At 64.7% G+C, this 26,575-nt stretch carries 24 protein-coding genes; 12 read left to right on the top strand and 12 right to left on the bottom strand.

Annotation, left to right across the window (positions count from 1 at the left end; genetic code table 11):
* Positions 1–11: 11 nt before the first annotated feature.
* Positions 12–953 carry an ornithine cyclodeaminase gene (locus CFE28_12465; protein OYU70733.1) on the top strand — a complete coding sequence of 314 codons (942 nt, stop codon included), beginning with the start codon at positions 12–14 and terminating at the stop codon, positions 951–953.
* Here the strand turns inward: CFE28_12465 and CFE28_12460 are convergent.
* The 3 genes from CFE28_12460 to CFE28_12450 are packed head-to-tail and all read right to left on the bottom strand — an operon-like array spanning position 937 to position 4,702.
* Positions 937–2,160 carry a glycolate oxidase iron-sulfur subunit gene (locus tag CFE28_12460; GenBank protein OYU70732.1) on the bottom strand — a complete coding sequence of 408 codons (1,224 nt, stop codon included), beginning with the start codon at positions 2,158–2,160 and terminating at the stop codon, positions 937–939. The two genes, CFE28_12465 and CFE28_12460, sit on opposite strands and share 17 nt — an antisense overlap.
* Before the next feature lies 1 nt (position 2,161).
* The gene (locus tag CFE28_12455) at positions 2,162–3,202 is read right to left on the bottom strand and encodes a glycolate oxidase subunit GlcE (protein ID OYU70731.1); all 1,041 of its coding nucleotides are present in this window, start codon (positions 3,200–3,202) and stop codon (positions 2,162–2,164) included.
* Complete coding sequence (locus CFE28_12450; GenBank protein OYU70730.1) at positions 3,203–4,702, bottom strand: FAD-binding oxidoreductase; 1,500 nt, start codon at positions 4,700–4,702, stop codon at positions 3,203–3,205.
* Positions 4,703–4,806: 104 nt separating this feature from the next.
* On the opposite strand from CFE28_12450, the gene CFE28_12445 reads away from it, so the two are divergent.
* Both CFE28_12445 and CFE28_12440 read left to right on the top strand, forming a co-directional pair.
* Positions 4,807–5,577, top strand: a complete 771-nt coding sequence (locus CFE28_12445) for a 3-ketoacyl-ACP reductase (protein OYU70729.1) — start codon at positions 4,807–4,809, stop codon at positions 5,575–5,577.
* A 10-nt stretch (positions 5,578–5,587) separates the two neighbouring features.
* Entirely contained in the window at positions 5,588–6,325 is a 738-nt protein-coding gene (locus CFE28_12440) for a hydrolase (protein ID OYU70728.1), read from the top strand.
* Here the strand turns inward: CFE28_12440 and CFE28_12435 are convergent.
* From CFE28_12435 to CFE28_12420, 4 genes are all read right to left on the bottom strand, one after another.
* Positions 6,322–8,232, bottom strand: coding sequence for an epimerase (locus CFE28_12435; GenBank protein OYU70727.1), 1,911 nt, complete (start codon positions 8,230–8,232; stop codon positions 6,322–6,324). The two genes, CFE28_12440 and CFE28_12435, sit on opposite strands and share 4 nt — an antisense overlap.
* Entirely contained in the window at positions 8,222–8,800 is a 579-nt protein-coding gene (locus tag CFE28_12430; protein OYU70726.1) for a GNAT family N-acetyltransferase, read from the bottom strand. Before CFE28_12430 ends, CFE28_12435 begins: the two co-directional genes overlap by 11 nt.
* 4 nt (positions 8,801–8,804) lie before the next feature.
* On the bottom strand, positions 8,805–9,560 hold the full coding sequence (locus tag CFE28_12425) for a crotonobetainyl-CoA--carnitine CoA-transferase (GenBank protein ID OYU70725.1): 756 nt from the start codon (positions 9,558–9,560) through the stop codon (positions 8,805–8,807).
* A 144-nt stretch (positions 9,561–9,704) separates the two neighbouring features.
* On the bottom strand, positions 9,705–10,961 hold the full coding sequence (locus tag CFE28_12420) for a cytochrome P450 (GenBank protein ID OYU70724.1): 1,257 nt from the start codon (positions 10,959–10,961) through the stop codon (positions 9,705–9,707).
* A 149-nt stretch (positions 10,962–11,110) separates the two neighbouring features.
* On the opposite strand from CFE28_12420, the gene CFE28_12415 reads away from it, so the two are divergent.
* Complete coding sequence (locus tag CFE28_12415; protein ID OYU70723.1) at positions 11,111–11,917, top strand: RNA methyltransferase; 807 nt, start codon at positions 11,111–11,113, stop codon at positions 11,915–11,917.
* A gap of 3 nt (positions 11,918–11,920) precedes the next feature.
* Here the strand turns inward: CFE28_12415 and CFE28_12410 are convergent, their stop codons facing one another.
* A complete protein-coding gene (locus CFE28_12410) occupies positions 11,921–12,331 on the bottom strand; it encodes an XRE family transcriptional regulator (protein OYU70722.1) in 411 nt (136 codons plus the stop codon).
* Positions 12,332–12,704: 373 nt separating this feature from the next.
* Here CFE28_12410 and CFE28_12405 point away from each other — a divergent pair, with 373 nt between their 5' ends.
* Positions 12,705–13,289, top strand: coding sequence for a TetR family transcriptional regulator (locus tag CFE28_12405; GenBank protein ID OYU70721.1), 585 nt, complete (start codon positions 12,705–12,707; stop codon positions 13,287–13,289).
* Positions 13,290–13,355: 66 nt separating this feature from the next.
* On the opposite strand, the gene CFE28_12400 is transcribed toward CFE28_12405, so the two are convergent.
* Complete coding sequence (locus CFE28_12400) at positions 13,356–14,855, bottom strand: FAD-containing monooxygenase EthA (protein OYU70720.1); 1,500 nt, start codon at positions 14,853–14,855, stop codon at positions 13,356–13,358.
* A gap of 344 nt (positions 14,856–15,199) precedes the next feature.
* Here CFE28_12400 and CFE28_12395 point away from each other — a divergent pair, with 344 nt between their 5' ends.
* Genes CFE28_12395 through CFE28_12375 form a run of 5 tightly spaced genes read left to right on the top strand, consistent with a single transcriptional unit; the run spans position 15,200 to position 19,972 of the window.
* Positions 15,200–16,168, top strand: a complete 969-nt coding sequence (locus CFE28_12395; GenBank protein OYU70719.1) for an ABC transporter — start codon at positions 15,200–15,202, stop codon at positions 16,166–16,168.
* Positions 16,152–16,970: a hypothetical protein gene (locus CFE28_12390; protein OYU70718.1), complete on the top strand. Its 819-nt coding sequence runs from the start codon at positions 16,152–16,154 to the stop codon at positions 16,968–16,970. The genes CFE28_12395 and CFE28_12390 overlap by 17 nt, the downstream gene beginning before the upstream one ends.
* On the top strand, positions 16,967–17,737 hold the full coding sequence (locus tag CFE28_12385; protein OYU70717.1) for a hypothetical protein: 771 nt from the start codon (positions 16,967–16,969) through the stop codon (positions 17,735–17,737). Before CFE28_12390 ends, CFE28_12385 begins: the two co-directional genes overlap by 4 nt.
* Positions 17,738–17,771: 34 nt before the next feature.
* Complete coding sequence (locus CFE28_12380; GenBank protein ID OYU70716.1) at positions 17,772–18,788, top strand: D-amino-acid oxidase; 1,017 nt, start codon at positions 17,772–17,774, stop codon at positions 18,786–18,788.
* 14 nt (positions 18,789–18,802) lie between these two features.
* A complete protein-coding gene (locus tag CFE28_12375) occupies positions 18,803–19,972 on the top strand; it encodes an acyl-CoA dehydrogenase (protein OYU70715.1) in 1,170 nt (389 codons plus the stop codon).
* Positions 19,973–19,992: 20 nt separating this feature from the next.
* On the opposite strand, the gene CFE28_12370 is transcribed toward CFE28_12375, so the two are convergent.
* Positions 19,993–20,679, bottom strand: a complete 687-nt coding sequence (locus tag CFE28_12370; GenBank protein OYU70714.1) for an energy transducer TonB — start codon at positions 20,677–20,679, stop codon at positions 19,993–19,995.
* A 152-nt stretch (positions 20,680–20,831) separates the two neighbouring features.
* Between CFE28_12370 and CFE28_12365 the strand changes: the two genes are divergently transcribed.
* Positions 20,832–21,680, top strand: a complete 849-nt coding sequence (locus CFE28_12365; protein ID OYU70713.1) for a lytic transglycosylase — start codon at positions 20,832–20,834, stop codon at positions 21,678–21,680.
* 84 nt (positions 21,681–21,764) lie between these two features.
* Positions 21,765–23,435, top strand: coding sequence for a hypothetical protein (locus CFE28_12360; GenBank protein ID OYU70712.1), 1,671 nt, complete (start codon positions 21,765–21,767; stop codon positions 23,433–23,435).
* Here the strand turns inward: CFE28_12360 and CFE28_12355 are convergent.
* Entirely contained in the window at positions 23,432–24,625 is a 1,194-nt protein-coding gene (locus CFE28_12355; GenBank protein OYU71695.1) for a CoA transferase, read from the bottom strand. The genes CFE28_12360 and CFE28_12355 overlap by 4 nt on opposite strands.
* Before the next feature lie 68 nt (positions 24,626–24,693).
* Complete coding sequence (locus CFE28_12350; protein OYU70711.1) at positions 24,694–26,490, bottom strand: hybrid sensor histidine kinase/response regulator; 1,797 nt, start codon at positions 26,488–26,490, stop codon at positions 24,694–24,696.
* Positions 26,491–26,575 lie beyond the last annotated feature (85 nt).

The following is a 26,575-nucleotide window of genomic DNA, read 5'->3' as shown; positions in this document are numbered from 1 at the left end:
CGGAGGACGGGATGATTTTCCTGGATCGTGAGGAGGTGGCGCAGCGCCTGACCTATGACCTGGCCATTGAGGTCGTGCGTCAGGCCATGAAGGATTTCTCTGCGGGCGTGACCCGCCAGCACCTGCGCTCGATCCTGCCCCTGGGCGGCGACCGCGCCTTCGGGATCATGCCGGGCGCCCTGGGCGAGGGCAGGGCATTCGGCGCCAAGCTGATCAGCGTTTATCCCGAGAATTTCGCCAGGGGGATCCAATCCCACCAGGGCTTTGTCCTGCTGTTCGATCCCGACACTGGAGCTCCTGTCTGCCTGGCCCATGCCGGCGAGGTGACCGCCATCCGGACCGCCGCCGCCAGCGCCGTGGCGACGGACGTCCTTGCCCGGCCAGAGGCGTCGCGACTGCTGATCCTGGGCTATGGCGAACAGGCCGCAACCCACATCCGCGCCGTGTCAAAGGTTCGGAAGCTGACTTCGGTGCAGGTATGGGGACGATCAGCGGAAAGATCTGAAAGCTTCGCTGGCCGGATGGCTCAGGAAACCGGGCTCAAAGTCCTGCCCGTGGCCGAAGTAGAAGCTGCGGCCGCGAAAGCAGACATCATCTGCACCGTCTCCGGGGCCGAAACGCCGATCCTGCTTGGGCGCTGGGTCCAGCCAGGGACACACATCAATCTGGTGGGCTCAAGCCGGGCCGGGCCGGTGGAAGTCGACAGCGATCTGGTTGTCGCCAGCCGGTTCATCGCCGACAGCCGCGAGGGCGCGCTGGCCCAGGGGGCGGAGTTCCTGGTCGCCAAGGGGGCTGGCCTTGTGGGAGACGACCATGTGGTCGGTGAGATCGGGCAGGTGTTGAACGGGGCCCTGGAAGGGCGGCAATCGGCCGACCAGATCACCGCCTACAAGTCCCTCGGCCACATTGTTCAGGACCTGGCCAGCGTTCAGGCCCTCATGGACGGTCGCTGAGAACCGCTTCGACCGCTTCCATCCAGTGACGCACCGGCGCGCCGTCGCCGGTCGCCAGATGCATCCAGCAGCCGATATTGGCGGTGTAGACTGCTGCAGGCTGTGACGCATTGAGGGCCTTCAGCTTGTTGGCCTTCAGGGTGTTGGCAGTTTCCGGATGCAGGATCGAATAGGCGCCGGCTGATCCGCAGCACAGATGATTGTCCGCCACCGGTTGAGGTTCATAGCCCAGGCGGCTGAGAAGACTCGCTATTCTCCCCGTCAGCTTCAGGCCATGCTGGAGGGTGCAGGGCTCATGCACGGCAATCCTCGGCGCCACCGGACTACGCGCCAGGGACATGTCTGCGGACTCAAGTACCTCGATCGGGTCCCGCATCATGCTGGCGATGCGGCGGGCGAGAGGCAGGTAGACGGCATCGTCCCGGAACAGGTCCGGATAGTCCTTGATGAAGGCGGCGCATCCGCTGGAATTGACGATCAGGGCTTCAGCCCCTCCATCGATCAGGGCCGCCCAGGCGTCAAGATTGGCGCGGGCCTGGGCCCGGGCCGCCTCTGCAGCATCCAGATGAAAACTGACAGACCCGCAGCAGCGGGCCTTCGGAGCTTCCACAAGGGTGATCCCCAGCTGGTCAAAGACCCGGGCCGTTGCGGCGTTGAAATGGGCCGCCGCCGCCGACTGTACGCAGCCTTCCAGCATAAGCATGGTCCTGGAGTGCAATCTGGCGGGTCGCTCGCCCACCTCCACCCGGGGAGACAGCTTGTCCTTGAGGGCCGCAGGCAGGATTGGTCGCAACATCCGCCCCAGGGCCAGCAGGCTTGAGAACAGGCGCGGGGAAATCGTCAGGCGACGCAGGCCTTCCCGCAAGAGCTTCTCCGTCCACGGGCGGGGCACGGCCTGGGCGACAGCCTCGCGTCCGATATCCAGCAGGCGGTGGTATTCGACCCCTGAGGGGCAGGTGGTCTCGCAGGCCCGGCAGGTCAGGCAGGAGTCAAGATGGTCAAGGGTCAGGCGGGTCGGTTTGGCGCCTTCCAGGGCCTGCTTCATCAGATAGATGCGCCCCCTGGGGCCCTCCAGCTCGTCCCCGGCCAGCTGATAGGTAGGGCAGGTGGCGTTGCACATGCCGCAATGGACGCAGGCGCGCAGGGCCTTGGCGGCGACGGCGCCAGCTTCGGTGTCGGCCAGGGGGCCTTCTATGGCGGTGCGCATGTCAGAGCCCTTCGTAGAGGCGGCCGGGATTGAAGATCCCGTAGGGGTCCATGGCGGCTTTCAGGCGCTCATGCAGGCGGAAAACGGCAGGCGCCAGGGGCTGGAAAACCTCGTCGCGGGCGCCCCGGAACAGGGTGGCGTGTCCGCCCAGGGACGCGGCGGCCTCCCAGAGGTCTGGCGCCTCAGCGTCCTGTTTCACCCAGCGAACGCCGCCAGCCCAGTCCCAGACCGGACCCCAGTCCGCAGGCGCAGTCCGGGTCTGACCAATGGCGATGCGCCAAAGCCTCTGGTCCCCCGCAAGGGCCGGATGGGTCAGGTTGGCGATATCGGTCCAGAGGCTGAGGGGCTCATTCTCGCCGCCGAGCTCCCGGGCTGTTCCGGCAACCGCCGCTTCACCGCCGGACAGGCGCAGGTGAAGGCGCTCGCCATCGTGAAATGCCCCCGACAGAGGCAGGGGGCGGCGCATGAGGTCGATGACCTTCAGCCGGGCTGTCTCGGAGGCCAGGTCGAAGGCCAGGGCCCGTTCCTGCCTCGGTCGCGGGGTGACCCTGAGCGAGACATCCAGGATCAGGCCCAGCCCGCCCTGGGCTCCGGCCATCAGGCGGAAGGCGTCAAACCCCGCCACATTCTTGAACACCGTGCCGCCAAAGTGCAGGGACTGACCTTGGCCATCGAGTATGCGGGCGCCCAATACGAAATCCCGCAGGGCGCCGGCGAAAGGCCGTCTGGGGCCTGACAGGCCGGTCGCGACAGCGCCGCCGAGGGTGGCGGAGGGGCCGAATTTCGGGGGCTCAAAAGCCAGCATCTGCTGGTTCTCGGCCAGCGCCGCCTCGATCTCCGCCAGGGGCGTGCCCGCTCGGGCGGTGATCACCAGTTCGCTGGGGTCATAGTCGATGATCCCCTTGTGCCCGGCTATGGAAAGGGTCTTGCCTTCCACCGGCCGGCCATAGAAGGCGTGGGTTCCGCCACCGACCAGTCTCAGGGGGCGGTGTGTCGCCGCCGCCGACTGGACCGCTTCTGTAAGGGCGCGGGATTGATCCACCTAGAACCGCTCCAGATGCGGGTGGGGCAGGACGCCCTTGTGCACGTGAAGGGCGCCGTATTCAGCACAGCGGGCCAGGGTCGGAATGGTCTTGCCGGGATTGAGCAGGCCCTTGGGATCCCAGGCGGCCTTGAGGGCGTGGAAGGCGTCGTTTTCGCCCTGGGTGAACTGGACACACATCTGGTTGATCTTCTCGCGGCCAACCCCGTGCTCGCCGGTAATGGTGCCGCCCACCTCCACGCAGAGTTCCAGAATGGCGAAGCCCAGGGCTTCAGCCCGTTCGGAATCTCCCTCAATCTCGGAATTGTAGAGGATCAAGGGGTGGAGATTGCCGTCTCCGGCATGAAAGACGTTGGCCACGCCCAGGCCGTGGGCCTCGGCCAGCCGGGTAATCTCTGTCAGCACCCTCGGCAGGGCCCTCCGGGGAATGGTGCCGTCTATGCAGTAATAGTCATTGGCCAGCCGCCCCATGGCCGGAAAGGCGCCCTTTCGGCCGGCCCAGAACCGCTTGCGCTCGGCCTCGTCCCGGGCGACCCGAACCTCAAAGGCGCCGGCGCCTGAAAGCAGGGCCGAGACCCTTTCGATCTCTTCGGCGACATCGGCTTCCTCGCCATCCAGTTCGCAGAGCAGAATGGCTGCTGCGTTCTTGGGATAACCGGCCTGGGCGAAGTCCTCGGCGGCGCGAAGGGCCGGGCCGTCCATCATTTCCAGACCGGCCGGCACGATCCCTGCCGCCATGATCGCGGCCACGGCGCCAGCCGCGACCTCGACATCATCAAAGCTGGCCAGGATCACCTTTGCGACCTCGGGCAAGGGGGTCAGCTTGACCAGGACCTCGGTCACAACCCCCAGCAGGCCCTCCGAGCCGGTCATCAGGGCCATCAGGTCATAGCCCGGGGCATCCAGGGCCTCCGAGCCCAGATGCACGAGATCGCCGTCAATCGTCACAACCTCCAGCTGGAGGATGTTGTGGACGGTCAGGCCGTACTTCAGGCAATGCACCCCGCCGGCGTTCTCGGCCACATTGCCGCCGATGGAGCAGGCCAGCTGGGAAGACGGATCCGGCGCATAGAACAGGCCCAGATGGGCGACAGCCTCGGATATCGCCAGATTGCGGACGCCAGGCTGGACCCGGGCTGTCCGCGCCTGGGCGTCTATCTCCAGGATCCTGTTGAACTTGGACAGACTGAGCAGAACACAGCCGGGGAAGGGAAGGGCGCCGCCGGACAGGCCGGTGCCTGCGCCCCGTGCCACCACGGGAACCCCCAGGGCCGAGCAGGCCTTCAGAACCGCCTGGACCTGGGGCACGGTCTCGGGCAGGGCGACAGCGCCGGGCATGCTGCGATAGGCCGCCAGACCGTCGGTCTCATAGGGTTTCATGCCCTCCACCGATGTCACCAGCCCGCCAGCCGGCAACAGGGGCTCCAGGGTCCGGCGCAGCAGGCCGGTTCCGACCTGGCCAAACGGTCCGTCCACCTGTTCATCAAAGGTATCAAGCATGGGCGCCCTATCCCGGCCGCGAGGGAAAATCTCGCGATCAATCCTTTAGCCTCAACCGCGCCTTCGGCTACAAGGAGGAAATTGCAAATTCCAGGGAGACGAAGATGGACCTCGGTCTGAAAGGCAAGACAGCAATCGTCACGGGCGCCACCCGGGGCATAGGTCGGGCCATTGCCGACCTGTTCGCCGACGAAGGCGCCAATGTCGCCATCTGCGCCCGCAAGGCCGACGAGGTCGAAGCCGCGGTCGCAGCCCTGAAGGACAAGGGCGTTTCCGCCTTCGGTCAGGTGGTGGACATTGCCGACGGCGCGGCCCTGCAGGCCTTCATCAAGGCATCAGGCGAAGCCCTGGGGGGTGTCGACATCGTGGTCTCCAACGCCAGCGCCCTGGTCCAGGGCTCGAAGGAAGCCGACTGGCGGGCCATGTTCGAGATCGACATGCTGGGGGCGGTCAATGTCCTGGAGGCCGCCAGGCCCTTCCTGGAAAAGGCCGGCGCCGAAAAGGGCGATGCGGCCCTGATCATCATTTCCTCGATCTCGGCGGCGGAGGCCGCAAATCCTTCGGCCTATGGCGCCATCAAGGCGGCCCAGATCCACTTCGCCAAGGGCGTCGCCAAGGCGAATGCGTCCAAGCACGTGCGCTGCAATGTGATCTCGCCCGGCACGGTCTTCTTCGAGGATGGCGTCTGGGGACGGGTGAAGGCGGGCATGCCGGCCTTCTTCGAGCAGACCCTCAAGCGCAATCCTACAGGCCGTATGGCGACCCCGGAGGAAATCGCCGCCGCAGCGGTCTTCCTGTCCAGCCCCCGGTCAGCCTTCACAACCGGCATCAACATGGTCGTCGACGGCGCCATCAGCGCCCGCGTCAACTTCTGAGGTAAATCCGATGATTGAACGTCAACTTGATGTGCCGACCACGGCCGGCGCCACCACCACCTTCATCGTACACCCAGACCGGGATGGTCCCCATCCCCTGGTGATCTTCTACATGGACGCCCCGGCCATCCGGGAGGAACTACGCGACATGGCCCGGCGGTTCGCCACCAGCGGCTATTACGTCATGCTGCCCAATCTCTACTACCGGGCAGGTGAAATGGAGCTGGGGCCGATCAATCCCGATCCCGAGCATGGCAGCCGCAAGAAGATGTTCGAGCTGATGAATGGCCTGACGATCGACATGGTCATGGAGGACACCGACGCCCTGCTGGCCTTTGCAGAAGCTGATCCCGCGGCGTCGACGGCCAAGGTCGGACTGGTCGGCTACTGCATGAGCGGTCAGTTCGTGGTCAATGCCGCGGCGCGTCATGCGGACAAGGTCGCCGCCGGGGCCTCGGTCTATGGCACCTTCCTGGTCACCGACAAGCCGAACAGCCCCCATGTCATGGCCCGCAAGGCCAGGGGGGAACTCTACTTCGCCTGCGCCGAAATCGATGTCTGGGCGCCGGCCGAGACCATCGCCGCCCTGGACGCCTCGCTCAAGGCCGACAGGATCAACGCCGAGGTGGAGATCTATCCCGGCGTTCATCACGGCTTCGCCTTCCCGCAAAGACCCGCCTATGACAAGCCTTCGGCGGAGCGGCACTGGGAGAGGGTTCTGGCCCTCTTCCGGCGTAATCTGGGCTAGGCGATCAGGTCGTAGACGTCGGCGGGGGCCCGGATCTGCCGGACCTCGCCGGCTATGCGGTGGAAGGGATGAACCCCAAGGTCTTCGCCCTGGGCTTCAAGCAGGCTCCAGCGAAGGCTGTCCAGACCTGCGGCTATGCCTGTGGTCGAGGCGCCGCCGAAACGGGCATTGCACTCGATGATGTGCGGCCTTCCATCCGGGCTGATCATGATCTGCAGGACCACAGGACCTGACAGGCCAAGGGCGTTCAGCACCCGGCCGGCCTCGGCCTCAATGGCAGGGTCGCGGAAGGTGGTGGTCACCTGGGACTCTCCGTTGACCACAACCTCCCGGCGGCGGAGCACCAGGCCTTTCAGCCTGCATTTCCTGTCCAGCCAGGCGTCGACGCTGATTTCCCCACCCGCCACATAGGGCTGGAAGATGGGTTGATCCAGAAGTTGGGCGTGGGCCCTGGCCGCCGATCGGTCAACATTGATCGCGACGCCGCGGGAACCGGCGCCGAAGCGTTCCTTCACCACAAAGCGATCGCCGGGAAGGTCTTCCAGATCCAGGACGGTCGGAATGACCGGCAGGTTGTTCAGGCCGCCAAACCGGGAGAATTCCAGCTTGTCCAGGCAGGTGTTCACGGCGACCGGGCTGGAGACCAGCACCTCGATCCCGGCCTGGCGGAAGGCCCCGGCGTTCTGCGCCCAGAACATCAGTTCGCCATCACGGGTCGGCAGAACCAACTGAACCCCCCGCGACCTGCATCCCTCGATCAGGAGGTCGAGGTTTTCGGGGCGCGTGGTGGGCATCTGCCAGAAGGCCTTGCTGATATGTGCCGTCAGGGCTTCGCCATTGGCGTCGCCGCAGATGACCTCGGCTTCCGGATCGACAGCCTGGGCCGCCGTTTCCAGAGCGCGGAGCAGGGGAACCTTGCGGGAGGCGCTGGACAGCAGGACCTTGAGCTGGGCTGGCGCGGAAAGTGGCTTGGCCAGCCTTGAGCGCTCAAAGGCGATCATCTCCGGAATGGCCTCTTCAAGGCCATGGACCGGTCGCCAACCGAGCACTTCATCGAGCAGGGAGAGGTCAGCCTCGGAAGCCTCAAATGGAATGTCGGACTCTTCCACCGTGAAGGCCATGTCGGGGAAGTGACCGGCCAGGATTTCGATGACTTCACTGACCCGCCGCGCCCGGCCTGACCCCAGATTGATGATGCCCGTCAGGGACCCGGTCTCGCACAGTCGGATCAGGCCCTCGGCGGTGTCCGCAGCGTAGATATAGTCGAACAGACCCTCAGGCCGGAAAACGGTGAGGGGCTCGCCCTTCAGCAAGGCGCGGATCCAGCGGGAGATCACGTCCCGGGAATTTCGTCCATAGCCCCGATAGATCCGGGCGCAGACCGTTGAGAACCGGTCGGCGACGAAGGGCTCGAGGTAGCGGAGCTCGATCTCGTGAGCCAGCTTGGCCATGCCGGTCAGATTGCGCGGCAGTATGGGATCGGTCTCTTTCAGCCGGGTCGGCTGATCCCTGGCGGCGTCGAACTGGTAGAGGTCGGGATCATAGATCAGATAGCTGGAGGCGAAGACCACCCGCTTCAGGGAGGGTGCATCCTTGGCCAGGGTCATGAGGTGGTGGCTCAGACCCACATTGTGCGAGAAGTTCTCTTCCCAGAAGCCGTAAGTCTCGGTGGACCGCTCGAAGGTCGCCGCCAGGTGGATGAAGACGTCCGGCGCGAAGGCCTCAAACTCGGCGGTGGTCATGGCGTTCAGGTCGCCGCGACGATAGATGACCTCCGGCCCGAAATCCGCGGGCCGTGGCTTGAGGTCTCCCACGAGGACTGTTGCGCCGCGCTTGAGCAGGCGTGGAACGATTTCCTGTCCGATCACGCCAGCGCCGCCGCTGACAAAAACGCGTTTACCTTGCATCGGTCGTCACACAGCCATGGAGGAGGGAGTCGATAAAATCGTCATTGATCCGGACATGACGCCGCAGTCGGCCCTCTGGAATGAAACCAGCGGCTTCAAGTCGGGCGATATGGGCGGTTCGGTTGGCGTAGGTCTCGGTGGTCAGCCGGTTGAGCCCCAGGTCGTCGAAGGCCAGGACCTTCATCAGGCCGAAGAAGGTGTCGAAGGCCTCGGCATATCGCGCCGCATCGGCGGCCAGGTCCGGGCTCACCAGAAATGACACCTCTGCACGGCGATGGGGCCAGGCAATGTGAACCAGGCCGCCATAGCCGATCCTCTGGCCATGTTTCAGGAAGGTCACGAGGATATTGGCGGGCTCGGCCTGGGGCATGACCGGCCAGACATGCCGGTCATAGTAGGCGATCTGGTCAGCAGGCGAGAGGGGCGACTGTTGGCGCAGGACGTCCATCTGGGCATTGCGCCACAGGCGGATGTCCTCGATGTCGTCAGGCTGGACGGGACGGACAGCATAGTCGCCCAGCGCAATCAGCGGCCTTGGAAGACAGGCATAGCTGGCGGGCGCTGACATGGTCTCAGTCGACGACGAGGTAGGAGGTCAGGGGGTTGTTCGGGTCCCGGCGGAGGGCGTAGCGGGACAGACCCAGCACCTCCCGGACCGCCAGGGTCTCGCCCGGGAATTCGGGACAGTTCAGCTCGTCAAAGGCCAGGACCGTGCCCCGGGTGATGTGCGGCAGCAGGGCCTCCAGGCAGGCCTTGGTGGGCTGGTAGATGTCGAAGTCGAAATAGGCCAGGGCCACAATGGTTTCGGGGTGGTCGGTCAGATATCTGGGCAGGGTCTGGGTGGCGTCGCCCTGGACCAGCTCGAATTTCTTCTTCTGGGGGATCGGGGCGTTGGCTTCGTGGAAGTTCAGGACGGCGTCCAGTTCGTCCTTCCAGTTTTCGCTGACAGCGTAGTCGCCCACAGCCACCGCACCGCCGTCTTCGCTGCTGACCGACGGGAAGCCTGAGAAGGTGTCAAAGCCGACAATCCGCCGGTTGTAGTTGAAGGGTTCGTGGATCCCCCTCAGGGCGGAGAATAGGGCCAGGTTCTGGCCCCAGCGGACTCCGAACTCCATGATCACGCCGTGGACCGGCACGATCATCTGGTAGAGCTGCTGCATGAAGTTGATCCGCGACAGGGTCTGCCGCGTCAGGAACAGGCCCAGATTGTCGAGGAGTTCACCGTCCGGAATGGCCGCGCTGCGCAGCCGGGCGGCCAGTTGCGCCTTGTTGGAAACTTCCGATGCGGTTGAACCGCCAAGGGTTCGGATGGGGGGCGGCGAGCTCATGGGACGCTCCTTTGCAGGACAAAGGCATACGTCTTAAGCATGAACGGAGGGTTTTTTTGCGTCTGCTGCCGGCCAACAGAAAACGCCCGCCGCCGGCGTGAAGCGGGCGACGGGCGCTGGAATATCTGGCGTCCCGGACGTCGACTAGAGCCGGCGCGGAATGATCACCTTCAGGGATTCATAGCCCTTCACGAAGCTGGAATAGACCCGCTTGGGCGGGGCCACGACCTGGATGTCGGGGAAGCGCTTGAGGATTTCTTCCCAGATGATCCGCAGCTGCAGCTCGGCCAGGCGATTGCCGACGCAACGGTGGATGCCGAAGCCGAAGCTGATGTGCTGACGGGGACGTTCGCGGTCGATGATGTAGGCGTTGGGGTTCTCGATGACCTCTTCGTCCCGGTTGCCCGAGACGTACCACATGACAACCTTGTCGCCCTTCTTGATCAGCTTGCCGCCGATCTCGTAGTCGCTGAGCGCAATACGGCGCATGTGGGCCAGCGGGGTTTGCCAGCGGATGGTTTCGGAGACCATGGAGGTCACCAGTTCCGGATTGGCCCGCAGCTTGGCGTACTGGTCCGGGTTCTGGTTCAGGGCCAGCACCGAGCCGGTGATGGTGTTGCGGGTGGTGTCATTGCCGCCGACGGTCAGCAGCACGACGTTTCCGAAATACTCGCGGGGCTCCATGTTCCGGGTGGCCTCGCCATGGGCCAGCATGGAGATCAGGTCCGCGGCCGGCGGCGCATTGACCCGCTCGTTCCAGAGCTTGGTGAAGTAGGCGTGGTATTCGACGAAGATCTGCATCTTCTGTTCGATGGTGTCGATCAGGCCCTGACCCGGGGCGGCGGTGACTACGTCTGACCAGTAGGTCAGCTTGCGGCGGTCAGCCTGGGGCATGTCGAACAGGGTCGCCAGGGTCATGGCGGTCAGTTCCATGGAGACCTTGTCCACCCAGTCGAATTCTTCGCCGATGGGCAGGTTGTCGAGGATCGCTGCGGCCCGCTCGCGGATCAGGGGCTCCAGGGTCGCCAGGTTGATCGGCGAGACGATGGGGCTGACTGTCTTGCGCTGGACGTCGTGCTTGGGCGGGTCCATGGCGATGAACATGGGCAGGGGGCCTTCGCCGCCGGTCTGGTTGGCGATGGTGATGCCGCCCTCGGACGAGAAGACCTGGTGGTTCGTGTCCACGGCCATGATGTCGTTGTACTTGGTGATCGACCAGTAGGGGCCGAACTCGTGTTCTTCGGTGTAGTGGACCGGGTCTTCCTTACGGAGACGCTCAAAGTACGGCCACATGACATCGTCTTTGAAGAGCTGCGGCTGAGCCGGGTTAATCTGGTCCAGCGGCATGCTGTAGGCCAAGGCCTGATGGTCTTTGGCCAGATCCACGTTTCCGTCGCTCATCGTCGTGCTCCCTTGCGTCGTCCTCAATTCATGACGCTTGCGTCAACTTAGCTTGAAAGTCCGTAAACGCCAACGGCTTGCCGTGAAAATCCGTCACCGATTTTCAGGATGATCTTGACGCCGGGCGAGGGGAGACCTCTCCAGAGGCCATGCGCGCCTTCCATGACATCATCGACCCTCTGGACCCCAGGATTTCCGCCTATTGCCAGGTTCGGGAGAAGGATCTGGTAGGGCGGGACGGGATTTTCATCGCAGAGGGCGAAGTTGTGGTCCGGCGACTGGCCGGGTCGGCCGAGGTCGAGCCGGTTTCCCTGCTTCTGGCCCGCAAGCGCCTGGCGGGCATGGCGGATGTCATCGACTCACTTCCGGCCGAAGCTGAGATCTATGTCGCCGACCAGGAGGTGATGGACACCATAGTCGGCTTTCCCATCCACCGGGGCATATTGGCGATCGGACGACGGAAACAGATCCGGGACGCCGCCCGTCTGCTCGCCGACCTGCCTGCGCAGGCCACGGTTCTGGCCGTCTGCGGCATAGCCAATCATGACAATATGGGTGGTCTGTTCCGCAATGCAGCGGCCTTCGGCGTCGACGCCGTGCTGGCCGACCATGACTGCTGTGATCCGCTCTATCGCAAGGCCATAAGGGTCAGCGTCGGCGCCGCCCTGACCATGCCCTTCGCCCGGCTGTCCAGTGACGAGGACATGATCTCTGTCCTGACAGGCGCCGGATTCCAGCCTCTGGCCCTCAGTCCCCAGGGGGAGGTGCGGCTTGTGGATCTGAAGGCGTCTGAACGGCGCGCCGTGCTGATGGGGGCGGAAGGACCGGGCTTGCCGCAGTCCTATCTGGAAAGGTCAAAAACCGTGACCATTCCCATGGCGCACGGTTTTGACTCACTCAATGTCGCGACCACCGGAGGCATTGTCCTGCATCACCTGCGGTTCGCGAAGGTCTAGGGCCTAACGCGCCCGGCGCTGGGGCTGGGCGTCGGCTTCTTCGATCAGGGACCGGGTGAGATTCAGGATCGCCGTGCGCAGGCCAGGCTGCTTCACGCTGGCGAAGGCTTCCAGCAACTGGACAGCGCCCGGAACGGCAAGCTTCTCGAAGAGGGACGGATCGCCGGCCTGCTCGGTGGCTTCACCCACCAGATCACCGACGGAGGTGTCCAGCTTGTGGGCGATGCGCACCAGCATGGAGGCTGAAACCCGGTTGGCGCCGCGCTCGTACTTCTGGACCTGCTGGAAGCTCACGCCCAGATGCTCGGCCAGGGTCGACTGGGAGACGCCCAGCCATTTCCGACGGACCCGGATACGGTGGCCGACGGCGATGTCGATGGGATCGGGCCCGGTGTCTGCAACGGTGTCTTTCACAACTTTATCCTTCGTCTACGCAAAGCGCCGCGTATTGCGGCCTTGTCGCACATTTGGCTGCGTTTTCGCTAGTCCTTTGTTATTCGTACAAAATCCCCGATTTGAGCATAGTCGGGAACGCGGCCCCTGGTTGGGCAATCGGCCACACACAGCCTTTCGATGAGGTGATCTTTATTGGTAAATCCCGACAAAATTGCGCCCGGACTGCAATGAATGATGTTCAGAGGTGGACAAAGGCCCCCGGACTGAAATCATGATCTCTCCAATGCTTTTTCCCACGACGCGCAGGTCAGGCGCCGCGCTTCGAGTTCGAGGACCCGATGAGTCGCCCTTACGAAATCATTCAGGTCCGACCCAGGCGTAAGGCCCGCCCATGATGGTGATGATCAAGCGCCGGGGATATCACGTCGGCAATCTGCGGGCCCAGTTGATGGAGGAGGCCCGGGCCTTGCTGGAAGAGGGCGGCCTGGGACAGGTCAACCTGCGTGGCCTTGCGGCCAGGGCGGGGATCGCTGCAGGCTCGGTCTATCACCACTATGCGTCCAAGCAGGCCCTGCTGGCGGGCCTGGCCGCCAACGGCTTTGGCGAGCTCGAGAGCGCCCTGCAGGCCGCGGCCGACGCAGCCCAGCCCATACCGATCCGGGCCTGCGCCCTGGCCTATTTCGGCTTCGCCCGGGCCCAGCCGGCCCTCTACGCCCTGATGTTCGATCCTGTCATGCTGTCCGAGGCCGACGTCTCCGCTGCGCGGGCCAGGGCCTTCGCCGTGCTTGAAGCGGCCATTGCCGCAGCCGCCAGCCAGGCTGACCGCGATCCGCAGACCGTCCACCGGATTTCCCTGGCGGTCTGGGCCTGCGGCCATGGCGCCGCTTCCATGACCCTGGCCGATGACGCCGAAGAGCAGGGGCGGCTGATGGAAGAGGTCATCCAGGGGCTCGAAGCCCTGTTCCGCAGGCGGTAGCCCACAAACCGGAACGCCCGCCGGTGTGAACCGGCGGGCGCTGGAATTCCGGGATCTCAGATCGCCCTATTTGTAGACGAAGGCCGCGTCGTCGAGATCGATTTTCGGGATCTCGTCCTTCTCGGTCCAGTAGTCCTGGGAGTGACGCCATTCCGGCTTGTCACCGGCCTTGGGCAGCAGGTGCATGCCCCGCATCAGATATCCCGGATTGAAGTTCTCCGGGTCAATCCAGGGGCCCAGCTTCATGTTGTGGTCCTGGGGTCGCAGGGCCGGAACCACGCTCTTGGCGCCCTTGGCCTTCATGTGGTTCAGCATCCGGCAGACAAAGTCACCCACCAGGTCGGCGCGGAGCGTCCAGCTGGCGCGGAAATAGCCGAAGACCCAGACCATGTTGGGCACGCCGGTGAACATCATGCCGCGATAGCTGACCGTATCGCCGAAGTTCAGGGGCTTGCCGTCAATCGTGAAGTTTATGTCGCCCAGGACGCTGAGGTTGAATCCGGTCGCCGTGATGATGATGTCGGCGTCCAGGGTCTCCCCGGACTTCAGCTTCAGGCCGGTGGGGGTGAAGGTCTCGATTTCGTCCGTAGCGATGGAGGCCTTGCCGCTGAGGACGGACTTGAACAGGTCGCCATCGGGCACAAAGGCGACCCGCTGACGCCAGGGGCGGTAGGTGGGGGTGAAGTGCTTTTCCACCAGTTCGTCGCCGATGATGGCCCGGACGCCGTTCAGCAGTTCCTCGCGGACAATTTCCGCGTGCTCGAAGGAGTTCTTGGCGAAGACCGCCCCGTCATAGAGGCGCTTCTTGCGGACGATCTCGTGGGTCCACATGGGGTCGATGTCGAGCTGGCGCAGGGTGTCGGCCAGGTCGTCCACATTGCGGCCCGGGATGAAATAGGTCGGCGACCGCTGCAGCAGGGTCACGTGGTCGACTTCGTCGGCAATGGCCGGCAGGACGGTGGCGGCAGTGGCGCCAGACCCGATGATGACGACCTTCTTGCCCTTCAGATTGGCGTCTTCCGGCCAGGTCTGCGGGTGGATGATCTGGCCCTTGTAGGTGTCCATGCCCGGCCATTCGGGGGTGTAGCCTTCCGAGTGGCGATAATAGCCCTGGCACATCCACAGGAAGTTGGCGGTGATCTTGACCTTCTCACCCGTGGCCTTCTTCACGGCGTCGATGGTCCACCTGGCGTCGGCGCTGGACCAGGTGGCGTTCTCGATGTGGTGGCCGTAGCGGATGTGCTGGCCCAGGTCATTCTCGTCGATGACCTCGTTCATGTATTTCAGGATTTCTTCGGCCGAGGCGATGGGCGCGCTGGTCCAGGGCTTGAACCTGTAGCCGAAGGTGAAGAGGTCGCTGTCAGAGCGGATGCCCGGATACTTGTGGGTCAGCCAGGTGCCGCCGAAGCTGTCGAGGGTCTCCAGGATGACAAAGCTCTTGCCCGGGCACTGATCCTTCAGATGGTAGGCCCCGCCGACGCCGGAAATTCCGGCCCCGACGATCAGGACGTCAAAATGCTCCACCGACGTGGAGGCGGGACGTTCAAGGGTGGCGGTCTGCGTCATGGCGCTTCCTCGGTCTTTTTATTATCGATGATAACCTAGGTGGAGTTTCTACGTTTCCGCTCCTTGATCAAGGTCAAACCGCAGATTTGCCGGACGCGGGGTCAGATGGGTTTGTTCGTGCGCTAACTGATGGTCACGCGCAAAAATCTCCCCTGAACCCTTGCCGATCCGCCGGATTGCGGTTAGCCATGGCCATATCCGCGGAATTCTTCTGCGGCGGACAGGCAACAGAACCATGTTTGGTCAGACCGTAATGATGTGCGCAGGCGCCGGGCTTTATCGCCCGAGCAATTGGCCGTGCCCGTCTCTACCCGTCCTGACCCTGAAAAGTTCCGAGCCTCAAAATGTCCGCCGTCTCCGTAAGATCCCTCTCCAAGTCCTATAGCTACGCTCGCCGCGCCAAGGGTTGGCGCGGGGCCTTTTCGGCGCAGACCGTGGCGGTGGACGCCGTCTGCGAGGTCTCGTTCGAGGTTGAAGCCGGGGAGCAGGTGGCCGTCATCGGGCCCAATGGCGCAGGCAAGTCCACCACCCTGAAAATGCTCACCGGCGTGCTGGAACCCAGCGCGGGCGAGGCTGAGGTTCTGGGCCTGACTCCCTGGCGGTCGCGCAAGGCGCTGGCCTACCAGATCGGCGTGGTGTTCGGGCAGAGATCCCAGCTCTGGGCCGACCTGCCCGCCCGGGACAGCTTCAACCTGCTGCGGCGCATCTATGACCAGCCCCAGACGGTGTTCGACCACCGTCTTGGTGAGATGATCGAGCGGTTTGATCTGGCCGACTTCATCGGCCAGCCGGTCAGCCGCATGTCCCTTGGCCAACGCATGCGGTGCGAGATCACCGCCAGCCTGCTGCATGGGCCCAGCCTGCTGTTGCTGGATGAGCCGACCATCGGTCTGGATGTCACGGCCAAGGCGGCGATCCGCGACTTCATCCGGGACCAGGCCCAGGCCAAGGGCCTGACCGTCCTGCTGACCAGTCACGACACCCGTGACATCGAACTGGTCTGCGAGCGGGTCATCGTGGTCAATCAGGGGCGGATCGTCGTGGACCAATCCACCGACCAGCTGCGCCGCCGGTTCCTGGGCCGGAAGATCATCACCTTCCAGTCGGCCGGGGCCCTGCCGAGCCTCGAGCTTGCTGGCGTCGTCCGACGGCCGTCCGCCCCCCACACGACGATCCTCGAAGTGGACACCGCCAAGGCGCCGGTGGCCCAGGTCATCGCCCTGGCCATGGCGTCGGGTGACATCGAAGACGTCACCATTGAAGACCCGCCCATGGAGGAGGTCATTCATGACATCTATGCCGATCTCCGCTGAGAAGGGGTCAGTCTTGAATCTGGACTCACTCCTGGCGGCCCTGGTCCTCGGCGCCCGTCAGACGGCGGCGGGGTGGCAGATCCTGGCCGGACGCTGCCTGTACTTTGTCCTGCTCATGGTCGTGATCTCGGCCCTCTGGGACAAGGTCGCTGCAGATCAGGTTGTCGGGGCGGTGCGCCTGCCCGGAGACCTGGCCCTCTATGTCGGGGCGACCGAGTGGATCACCCTGTCCATTCCGGCCTTCCACAGCATTCTGGAGGGAGAGATCCGGAGCGGTCGTCTCGAAACCCATCTCCTTCGTCCCAAGGGCTATTTTCCCCTGTCCCTGGCCCAGGCCTATGGCGGGTCCCTCGTGCGGCTGGGCGCCCTGGGGCTGACGGGACTTGCCATGCTGGCGGTGTCGGGCAGGACCTGGCCGCCTCTTGAGGGGTTCGCCTTTCTCGCTGTCCTGGGGCTTGGCGGGCTGGCGGTAGGCCTTTTGCTCTATGCCCTGGCGGGCCTCGCCGCCTTCTGGACGCGACGGGTTCTGCCCTTCCAGCTGGTCATCCAGAAGCTGATGTTCCTGCTGGGCGGCCTGTTTGCGCCGGTCACCCTCTATCCCGCCTGGCTGTCGGACTTCAGCCAGGGAACGCCCTTCGCCGCCCATCTCTATTGGGCGGGGCGGCAGATGCTCGAACCTTCACTGCCCAGCTTCCTGCAGGGGCTGGTCTGGCAGGGGGTCTGGATCGGGCTGCTCACCATGGCCTGCGCCGGCCTGTGGAGCGCTGGTGAAGCCAGGGTGCTGCGGGAGGGCGGGGTATGATCGGTCTCTACGCCGCCCAGGTCAGGGCGGCCATTCGCGCATCCCTCAGTGATCGGGGCGCCTTCACCCTGCAGGTGGGCGGCATGGTCCTCAATGACCTGGTCTTCCTGGTCATGTGGTGGATGTTCTTCGCCGGATTCCACAGCGTCGGCGGCTGGGCGAGGCCCGACATGGCCCTGCTGATGGGTCTGATGATGACCCTTGTCGGCGTCACGGGCGTCTTCGCCGGCGGCTATCGTGACATGGCGGCGACCATACTGAATGGCGAGCTGGATGGCCTGCTGACCCAGCCCAAAGGGCTGATCAGCCGATTGCTGTCCCGGGAGAGTCTGGCGGGCGCCTGGGGCGATCTGGCGGGCGGGGCGGTCCTGCTGATCTGGTTTTCCGGCCTGTCCCTGGCAGACCTGCCCTGGACCCTGATCGCTCTGCTTGTCGGCGGGGTGGTCTATCTGTCGGCCTCCATCACCTTCGCCAGCCTGGCCTTCTGGGCGAGCGGCGCCCGCAGCTTTTCCCGCGAGCTGATGGACTTCACCCTGCTGTTCTCCACCTATCCCGGAACGATCTACCAGGGTGCGGTCAAGGTCATCGCCTTCACCCTCCTGCCAGCGGGCTTCATCGTGCTGACCCCCGCCAGTCTGATCCGTTCCCCGGGTCCGGAAGCCTTGGCGGTGGTGATCCTTGCGGCTGGCGGCTACGCTGGTGCGGCCCTGGGCTTGTTTCATCTGGGGTTGCGGCGATACCGGAGGGGAGAGCGCCTCGCGGGCTAGATCAGGTTGGCTGTGGTTTTCCAGGTAAATTCAGATGGATAGGGCCAGGACCCGAATCACGGTCGCCGGCGCCGGAGCCTTTGGTCTGACCATCGCCGGGAGCCTGGCCCGGGCAGGCTTTACGGTTTCGGTCTTCGACCCTTCCGAGACCAACGCCTCCAGCGTCGCCGCCGGCATGCTGGCGCCGGTCTTCGAGACCCTCCTGGATCCGGTCGCCGCCGGGCACTTTCCCCTGCTTCTGGCGGCGCGTGACCTTTGGCCGAAGCTCGCCAGGGAGGTGGGCGTCAAGCTGGACCTTGGCGGGGCCATGGCCGTCGGCGATGGCGATTTTCTGGGCGCGGTCGCTGCAGGATTTGCAAAGCTCGGCCTGACCGCACAGGAACTGGCGAGGTCGGATCTGGAAGCCGCTGCGACGGGTCTCGCTCCGGCCTTGATGGAAGGTCTGCTGACCCTTGAGGACTGGCGGCTGGACGCCGCGGCGGCGCTCGCCGCCCTGAGGAAGTCGGCGACGGAAGCCGGCGTCGTGTTTCGCAGGCAATCGGCCGCCGGGCTGGAAGGCGCTGACAGACTGGTCATAGCAACCGGCGCCGCACAGGGCCTGACGTCAGTCGCGCCGCTGCTGAAAGTCCTGACGCCGATCAAGGGGCAGATCCTGCGTGCTGGGGCATCAGGCTTCGACGGCGTGCTGCGCCTGCCCAACGGCTATTGCGTCGGCGGCTCCGGAGGGTTTGCCGTGGGCGCAACCATGGAGCCCGGGGTTGATGATCTGGCGCCGACGGAGGATGCCAGAATGCGCCTTGAGGCCGTCGCCCGGGATGCCTTCCCCGACCTCGAAACGAACTTCGAGACCCAGGTCGGGGTGAGGGCGGCTACGCCCGACGGCCTGCCCATGATCGGCTGCACGGCGGACCCGAATGTCTTCCTGGCGGTGGGCGCCCGGCGCAATGGCTGGCTCCTGGCGCCCATGGCGGCGCAGATCATCACCGCTTGCCTGACGGAGGGTGAGGCGGGACCATATGCCGCCCGCCTGGACCCCATGCGGTTTGTTTAAGTTCTGGAGCAGACATGTCCGCCTTCGATTTCACGGACGAACAGGAAGCCATCCGCGAGAGCGTCACCCGGGTCTGCGCCCGGTTCGACGCCGACTACTGGCGCAGGACCGACGAGACCGGGGAATTCCCTGAAGCCTTCATCGCGGCCATGGCCGAAGGCGGCTGGTTCGGGACGGTCATGCCCCAGGACCTTGGCGGCGCGGGGCTTGGCCTGACCGAGGCCTCGATCATGATGCAAGCTGTGGCCCAGTCGGGCGCGGGCTTTACAGGCGCCAGCGCCATGCACCTGAACATTTTCGGGCCTATGCCTGTGGCAAAATATGGCTCCGAGGCCCTGAAGAAGAAGGCCATTCCGCGGATCATTTCCGGCGAGGACAAGATCTGCATCGGCATTACCGAGCCGGACTCAGGCCTCGACACCACCAGCCTGACCACCCGGGCCGTCCGCACACACGGCGGCTATGTGATCTCGGGCCGCAAGGTCTGGACCACCATGGCCCAGCGCGCCAACAAGATCCTGATCATCGCCCGGACCACGCCCAAAGAAGAATGCGCCAAGCCGACCCAGGGCCTCAGCCTGTTCTACACAGACTTTGACCGCAGCAGGATCAGCGCCACGGTCATTCCGAAGATGGGCCGCAAGGCCATCGAGTCCAACAGCGTCTTTATCGACAATCTGGAGGTTCCCGCCGAGGATCTGATCGGCGAGGAGGGCCGTGGTTTCTATTACCTGCTGGACGGTCTCAATCCCGAGCGGGTGCTGTTCGCCGCCGAGGCCGTGGGCCTGGGCCGCGCCGCCCTGGCCAGGGCCGCCAACTACGCCAAGGAACGGGTGATCTTCGGTCGGCCCATCGGCCAGAACCAGGGCATAGCCCATCCCCTGGCCAAGGCCTGGATCGAGCTGGAAGCCGCCAACCTTCTGGCCTTCAAGGCCGCCGCCCTGTTCGATGCGGGCAAGGAGTGCGGCGCCGAGGCCAATGGCGCCAAGTATCTGGGGGCGGAAGCCGGCTTCAACGCCTGCGAGACCGCCATACTGACCCACGGCGGCATGGGCTATGCCAAGGAATACGACGTGGAGCGCTATTTCCGCGAAGCCATGATCGCCCGCATCGCCCCCATCAGCCGCGAAATGGTCTTCAACTTCATCGCTGAGCGCGTTCTGGGCCTGGCGAAGAGCTACTGACGGGGGCCTGTCGGTGCGGCCTATCCTCCCAGACTGAAGCGGATCGGGATCTGGATGCCGGCGCCCTCGATGGGGCGACCGTCCCGCGTGGGCGGCGAGAGTTGGAAGTAGGGGGCGAGCTTCAGGGCCGCCTCTCCGAAACCGTAGGAAGTCGGGGTTTCTGACGCCACCTGACATCCGACTACGGCGCCAGCGCCGGTGACCCGGCAGGCCAGTACTGCGGACCCGGCCTTTTCCATGCGCAGGGCCCGGTCCGGATAGAAGCGGGCGAACTCCTTCGCGCCGGGCTTGCGGATCCAGGATGGCGAGGTGATTACCGGATCGGGGTCAGGCGGGGCGGTGGTGAGCGTCCCGGAGGTTGTCAGGGTCTCGATGGGCCCCGCTGGCGTGATGGTATGGGTTTGCGGGTCAGCCTTTATGGGCGTGGTCACCGGCGGCGCCCTGTCGGAGATGACGGGCGTATGGATCGGTGGGGGCTTTGTCGTCTGCGCCTCAGCCTTCGGGGGGTTCCAGAGGGTGATGGTGGTTTCCGGTGTCGCCTGGGCGTCTTCCTCGGCGGCCGGCGCGGTGAACCTCTGGACCGCCAGATAGCCGAACAGGGCCAAGTGGAGCGCCACCGAAACCCCAAGAACGACAGGCGTCGTGAGGCGGGAGGCGTTGGCCCGGGGCTGGGGCAGGCCCGGAAAGGCTGGAATTCGCGCAATCATCTGATCATTCCTTCCTGTTGGCGGCGCCTCTGATGGGGCGCCTGCAGGCAAGTGCGCGCCCTGATTGCGGCCGAATGTTGACGTAGGGGAAGGTGGTCGGTTTCAAATCATGGTTAGCGCGTCGTTAACCATAACTGCGGCACAGACAGGCCATGGCTATTCAAGGTTTGCGAGGGGTCGTAGAGGCGGCCATCCAGCGTGCGTCGACCGCGACGGGCGTCGACTTTACATTCCTCATGAAGACCGCCAACCGGGAGAGCAGCTTCAATCCCCGGGCCAAGGCGGCCACCTCTTCGGCCGCGGGCCTGTTCCAGTTCGTCGACCAGACCTGGCTCTCCACCCTGAAACAGCATGGGTCCAAATACGGCTATGGCCGCTATGCCGAGCTGATCACCAAGGGATCTGACGGCCGTTTCCATGTCGATGGCGCGGAGGCGCGCAAGGCCGTCATGGACCTGAAGCTGGACCCCCATGCCTCATCCCTCATGGCGGGCGAGCTGGCTTCTGACCATGCCTCATATCTGCGTGGCCGGACGGGCAGGGCGCCGACAGGGGGCGAGCTCTATGCTGCGCACTTCCTGGGTCCCCAGGGATCTGCCCGGCTCATTGAAGCCGTCCAGACCCGTCCAGGCGCCTCGGCGGCGAGCCTGTTTCCGGACGCCGCGGCCTCAAACCGCTCGATCTTCTACCGCGACGGTCGCCCGGCCACTGTCAGCGAGGTCTATGCCAATCTCACCCGCGCCGGCGGCAGCGGCGAGACGCAAACCTCCGGGACGGGGCCAGTCCAGGACTCGGGCTTCATCCAGTACGCTTCGGCCCGTCAGGCTGAGCGCAAGCGCGAACAGGACCAACTGGTGGATCTCATCCTGCGGGGCTCCCAGGATGCTGACACCTTGGGCGGTGGGGGAGGCGGCTCGAACACCGGCCGACTGACCGGGTCAATGTTCTCGACCGAAATGCTGAGGGTCCTGTCGGAAGCCCGGAACGACAAGGACAACTAGGTCCAGACCGCCAGGCCTTGAGATCGCCTGGCAAAAGGCCTTAGGTTGCAAATCGGATCTGCGTAACCCGGATGACCTGAGCTCATGGCGGACCTGACAGCGGCCCAGATCTTCGCGGCGCTTCACTATCGCGGCAATTATGTGCCTGCCGGTTACTACACCTATGGCGCTCCACAGGTCGGCCAGACCTGGGATGGATATTCCGCCACCAACAACGAACCGTTTGATCCCAATGTCTGGACAGGTCTGAATGCAGGCCAGTCGCTGGCCCTGGATCAGGCCATGGCCGCCTGGGACAAGGTCATCAGACCCAACTTCACACACACCAATCCGGCGACCCAGCAGACGACCATCCGTGTCGCCTTCAGCAATGACACGGACCTGAACAATATCTGGGGCTATGCCTCGACCGGAAATCTCGAGAACTACATCACCAGCAATCCGTCCTTCACCAAGGCCTTCCTCGAGAACAGCTTTGTCACCAATTTTGGCCGGCTCTATGACATCTGGATCAATGCCGAGCATGTGTCGGAAAGTTTCACGGCGGGGACCTACAACTATATCGCCCTGGTGCACGAGCTTGGGCATGCCATTGGCCTGAACCATCCCTTTGAAGGGTCAAATCCCCTTCCGGCTGAGTGGGACAACAAGCGGTATTCGATCATGTCCTATACGGACATTGATGAGTACGTGGTCTCCTTCGAACGGCGGGCGGACAATCTGCTCTACGGCCTTCGCCCCTGGGTCAATCCGACAACCCCCATGTCCTTCGACATCCAGGTCGCCCAGCAGATCTATGGGGCTGAGACCCTGGCTGGGGCCGGCGCAGACACCTATACCTTCAACCAGAGTTCCCCGACCTTCGAGACCATCTATGATCCCTCGGGCATGGATACGATCGACCTGTCCACCCATACCCGCGCTTCGATCCTGAACCTGACGCCCGGGACCTGGTCCAGTGTCGACTACTTCAAGATTTCCGATCAGATCGCCTATTGGCAGGCGCAGTTTCCCACCTATTCGGGCTCGTACATTGCCAGTCTCTTTTCTGACGCCAGCAAGGTTTACGAGTGGAAAAACAACGTCTTCATCATGGCCAACACCACGATCGAGACGGTGAAGGCAGGATCGGGGGCGGACTCGATCACCAGTAACGCCGCTGACAATTCCATTTTCGGCGGCGCCGGAAACGACACCATCACAGACCCCTCCGGCAGCAACTACCTGCGGGGCGACGACGGCAATGACAGCCTGTCCGGCGGGACCGGCTTTGACGACATCAACGGCAATATGGGCAACGACACAGCCCGGGGCGGCGCGGGCGCCGACTGGGTGGTGGGCGGCAAGGATAATGACGTCCTCTATGGCGAGGCCGGGAACGACATTGTCTACGGCAATCTCGGCGATGACACCTGCTATGGCGATGACGGCAATGACACCATCCGGGGCGGTCAGGCAGATGACTGGGTGATCGGCGGGGCCGGCAATGACTGGCTGTCCGGAGACCGGGGCGGCGACGCCGTCAGCGGCGGTCCGGGCGCCGACATCTTCCACAGTTCATCCGGCGCCGGCATAGACCGGGTCGTGGACTTTTCCCTGGCTGAAGGCGACCGGGTCCTGCTGGATCCAGGCACGGCCTATACCCTCAGACAGTCAGGCGCTGACACCATTGTCGACATGGGCAATGGCGATCAGGTGATCCTGGTCGGCGTGCAGCTGACCAGTCTGACCGGCAACTGGATCTATATCGGCTAGGTCGCCGCCCCATCTGCGATCATGGCGTCGATATCGGCGGCGCTATAGCCCAGTTCGCCCAGTACAGTCCGGGTGTCCTGGCCAATGCCTGGATAGGCCGGGCGCGGGCCCATGTCGGCGCCCGGGAAAACGGCCGGTGCGGCGGGGGAGCGATAGGTTCCGCCCTGGCCATCCTCAACCTCAACCCAGGCGCCTGCGGCTGCAGCCTGGGGATCAGAAGCAACTTCGGCGGGGGTCTGGACGGGCGCCCAGACCTGGTCGGCGTCATTGAGACGTTTGGCAATTTCGTCAAAGTCCAGGGCGCCGAAGGCGGACTCCAGTTCGGCCACCAGGGCCATGGCGTTGGCCTTGCGGGCCTTGCTGGTGGCGAAGCGTTCGTCATTGACCAGCTCGGGCCGCCCGGCGACAGGGGCCAGGACCTGCCAGTCGGCATTGCCGCTGCGGGGATTGAGCACGAACCATTTCTCGTCCCGGCTCTGGTAGAAATTCGCCAGGGGATCGAAGGGATCCTTGCGCGACCGGTTCGAGGCCAGCCGGCCCAGGGACAGCTGGACCGCCAGGTCAGAGCTCACCGTATAGATGCCGGTGGCCAGCAGGGAGGTCTGGACGTAGCGCCCGACCCCGGTCTGCTCGCGCTCATAGAGGGCTGCCAGAATGGCCGAGACCGTGGCCAGGGATGTGGTGTGATCGCCAACCCCGGTGCGCAGGATGAAGGGCTCGGAGCCCTTTGGGGTGTGCATGCGCGCGACGCCTGCCCGCGACCAGAAGGCCGTGACGTCAAAGCCGGGCTTGTCGGCGTCCGGACCTTCCAGGCCGTAGCCGGTGACGGCGGCGTAGACCAGGCGCGGATTGGCGGCGCGCAGGGTCGCCTCGTCCAGACCGGATCGCTTGAGGGCGGCGGGACGGACATTGGTAATGAAGACGTCGGCGGCGGCCGCCAGCCTGGCCAGGGCCTCGCGGCCGGCAGGCTTGGAGGTGTCCAGGGCGACGGCCCGCTTGCCGCGGTTGTCGACGGCGAAGGTGGGGTTGCCAGCAAAGGCGTTCTTGGCGTCGGCGAAGGCGTTACGCATGGGATCGCCCTGGGCCCGCTCGACCTTGGTGACCTCAGCCCCCCAGTCGCCCAGTATTCCGGCGGCGCCAGGCGCAGCGATATAGGTCGCGAACTCGACGACCTTCAGACCCTTGAGCAGCACGAAATCCCCCCGCTACAGTTTGCGCGGGCATAGTGACGGCTTCGCTCCGATGTCTCAAGGCGCGATCAGCTGACCAGTCGGAGGTTTGGCGTCGCGGGTTTCACGGCCAGGGCGTCGGCGACGGCGCGGCTGAGGGCCACCGCTGACACCGGCTTGCGCAAAATGGCGTCGGCCCCGGCGTCCCGGCAGGCCTGGGCCTGATCGGCGTCACCCTCGATCACCGCCACAATGGGCGCCCTTGCGGCTGGCCCATCGATCCTGCGGATCTCGGCGATGGTTTCCGGACCATCCATGCCGGGCATGTCCCCATCAATCATGATCAGGTCGAGGTCGCAGATCCTGGCCAGGTCAATGGCGCGCCGGCCGGTGGTGGTCTGGACCACCTGGTGGCCCAGTTGTTCGAGGGTGGCGCGAAGCATGGCCGCGGCCAGGGCGTCGTCTTCGGCGAAGAGCACCCGCAGGGTATCACGCTCTGATGGCTGCGGGACTTCGGCATCTCCGGGTTCGGCGCCGGCCGGGGCGACAGCCAGGGGATCAAAGGGCAGTTCCAGCCGGAAACAGCAGCCAACGCCGACCGCACCAGAGGCGGTCAGGCTGCCGCCCATCAACTGGGCCAGCTCCCTTGACAGGGACAGGCCAAGTCCGGCGCCCGAAGTCCCGGCGCTGGTGCGTTCCACGCGATGAAAGGGCTCAAAGGCCTGGGCGAGTTCCCGGGCGTCGAGGCCCGGACCAGTGTCGACGATTTCGACCACCATGCGGTCGCGGCCCAGGAGGGCGAGGCGCGCTTCGACCCGGCCCCGGACGGTATACTTCAGGGCGTTGGAAAGCAGGTTGGCCAGAATGTCCCGGACCCGGCCCGCATCCCCGAGGGCGGCTCCGCCCTGGGTCTCCAGTTCCGGGTCAATGAAGACCTGCAGCTCCAGGCCCTTGGCGGAAGCAATCCCGCGCTGGGTGGCGGCCAGGCTCCGCACCTGTCCCGGCAAGTCCAAAGCCGTCTTGCTGACCATCAGCTCGCCGGCGACGGCGGTTTCCGAATCCAGGGTCGTATTCAGGACATTGATGAGCTCATTGGCGGCCCGCAGGGCGTCTGCGACCTGCTCGCGGGTCGGACCGCTGCGATGACCGCGCTCGGCTGCGGCGGCCAGCAATTGGGTCACGCCGGTCAGGCCATTGCGGATTTCGTGGCTGAGGGTTGCGACGAGGTCGGACTTGGACTGGGCCAGGCGCCTGGCTTCATCCACAGCGCCAGCACGGTCAGCGATCAGGGCCTCGCGGTCTGCGGCCATTTCGAACTGTCGTCGCAGGACACGGTTGAAGATCAGGGCCAGGGCCAGGGACAGGGCTACCGCCCCAAGACATATGCGCCCCAAATCGGCGGTCTCGGGGTTCAGGCTGAGCAGCAGCACCGGTGCGGCTGCGGCGGCAGGACCGACAATCAGCAGGCTGGGCAGCCAGGGTGCGGCGAAGAACACCACGAGGATTGCGGCGGCGACTGACATCAGCAGCAGGGTCTCGCGCAAGGGGCCGGCGTGGTCGGCGAAGAAGGCGATCTCCGCAACGGCCAGGGACCAGACAAGGCCGCAAGCCACCTGCAGGCGCGACCTGACCTCGATCCGGCCCTGCGAGGCCGGAGCCTTGATCCAGGAAACAGCGGCGTAGAAAATGCCCCAGGCCGCAGCGAAAAGGGCGAAGCTGATGCTCATCCACACGGAATTGGGCGCCAGGCTACCGCCCCAGACGAAAATCGGCAGGCAGATGGCGAAGGTCGCCAGGGCATAGGGCAGGAGGGCCGCCTGGGCCTCGAGGGCCTGTCTGGTCAGGGCCTGATCCTTAACGGGACGCCCGGCGAGTTGTTCTTGCATGTAGTCGCACAATTCCTGGATGCAGCGAGATATTCGTGAAAGGTAAGACCTCAAAGTTTGCAACAGGTTACGGCGGCTCTTTGAC

Source organism: Alphaproteobacteria bacterium PA2, assembly GCA_002256425.1.
GTDB lineage: Bacteria > Pseudomonadota > Alphaproteobacteria > Caulobacterales > Caulobacteraceae > Phenylobacterium.
The sequence above is the reverse complement of the archived record's forward strand: the minus strand, read 5'-3'. Positions and strand labels throughout refer to the sequence as shown.

What these genes read in the sequence shown, in the direction of transcription:
- CFE28_12465 (OYU70733.1), top strand. Translation starts at nt 12, where the DNA reads ATGATTTTCCTGGATCGTGAGGAGGTGGCGCAGCGCCTGACCTATGAC.
- CFE28_12460 (OYU70732.1), bottom strand. Translation starts at nt 2,160, where the DNA reads ATGCGCACCGCCATAGAAGGCCCCCTGGCCGACACCGAAGCTGGCGCC.
- CFE28_12450 (OYU70730.1), bottom strand. Translation starts at nt 4,702, where the DNA reads ATGCTTGATACCTTTGATGAACAGGTGGACGGACCGTTTGGCCAGGTC.
- CFE28_12445 (OYU70729.1), top strand. Translation starts at nt 4,807, where the DNA reads ATGGACCTCGGTCTGAAAGGCAAGACAGCAATCGTCACGGGCGCCACC.
- CFE28_12440 (OYU70728.1), top strand. Translation starts at nt 5,588, where the DNA reads ATGATTGAACGTCAACTTGATGTGCCGACCACGGCCGGCGCCACCACC.
- CFE28_12435 (OYU70727.1), bottom strand. Translation starts at nt 8,232, where the DNA reads ATGCAAGGTAAACGCGTTTTTGTCAGCGGCGGCGCTGGCGTGATCGGA.
- CFE28_12430 (OYU70726.1), bottom strand. Translation starts at nt 8,800, where the DNA reads ATGTCAGCGCCCGCCAGCTATGCCTGTCTTCCAAGGCCGCTGATTGCG.
- CFE28_12425 (OYU70725.1), bottom strand. Translation starts at nt 9,560, where the DNA reads ATGAGCTCGCCGCCCCCCATCCGAACCCTTGGCGGTTCAACCGCATCG.
- CFE28_12420 (OYU70724.1), bottom strand. Translation starts at nt 10,961, where the DNA reads ATGAGCGACGGAAACGTGGATCTGGCCAAAGACCATCAGGCCTTGGCC.
- CFE28_12415 (OYU70723.1), top strand. Translation starts at nt 11,111, where the DNA reads ATGCGCGCCTTCCATGACATCATCGACCCTCTGGACCCCAGGATTTCC.
- CFE28_12405 (OYU70721.1), top strand. Translation starts at nt 12,705, where the DNA reads ATGATGGTGATGATCAAGCGCCGGGGATATCACGTCGGCAATCTGCGG.
- CFE28_12400 (OYU70720.1), bottom strand. Translation starts at nt 14,855, where the DNA reads ATGACGCAGACCGCCACCCTTGAACGTCCCGCCTCCACGTCGGTGGAG.
- CFE28_12395 (OYU70719.1), top strand. Translation starts at nt 15,200, where the DNA reads ATGTCCGCCGTCTCCGTAAGATCCCTCTCCAAGTCCTATAGCTACGCT.
- CFE28_12390 (OYU70718.1), top strand. Translation starts at nt 16,152, where the DNA reads ATGCCGATCTCCGCTGAGAAGGGGTCAGTCTTGAATCTGGACTCACTC.
- CFE28_12385 (OYU70717.1), top strand. Translation starts at nt 16,967, where the DNA reads ATGATCGGTCTCTACGCCGCCCAGGTCAGGGCGGCCATTCGCGCATCC.
- CFE28_12380 (OYU70716.1), top strand. Translation starts at nt 17,772, where the DNA reads ATGGATAGGGCCAGGACCCGAATCACGGTCGCCGGCGCCGGAGCCTTT.
- CFE28_12375 (OYU70715.1), top strand. Translation starts at nt 18,803, where the DNA reads ATGTCCGCCTTCGATTTCACGGACGAACAGGAAGCCATCCGCGAGAGC.
- CFE28_12370 (OYU70714.1), bottom strand. Translation starts at nt 20,679, where the DNA reads ATGATTGCGCGAATTCCAGCCTTTCCGGGCCTGCCCCAGCCCCGGGCC.
- CFE28_12365 (OYU70713.1), top strand. Translation starts at nt 20,832, where the DNA reads ATGGCTATTCAAGGTTTGCGAGGGGTCGTAGAGGCGGCCATCCAGCGT.
- CFE28_12360 (OYU70712.1), top strand. Translation starts at nt 21,765, where the DNA reads ATGGCGGACCTGACAGCGGCCCAGATCTTCGCGGCGCTTCACTATCGC.
- CFE28_12350 (OYU70711.1), bottom strand. Translation starts at nt 26,490, where the DNA reads ATGCAAGAACAACTCGCCGGGCGTCCCGTTAAGGATCAGGCCCTGACC.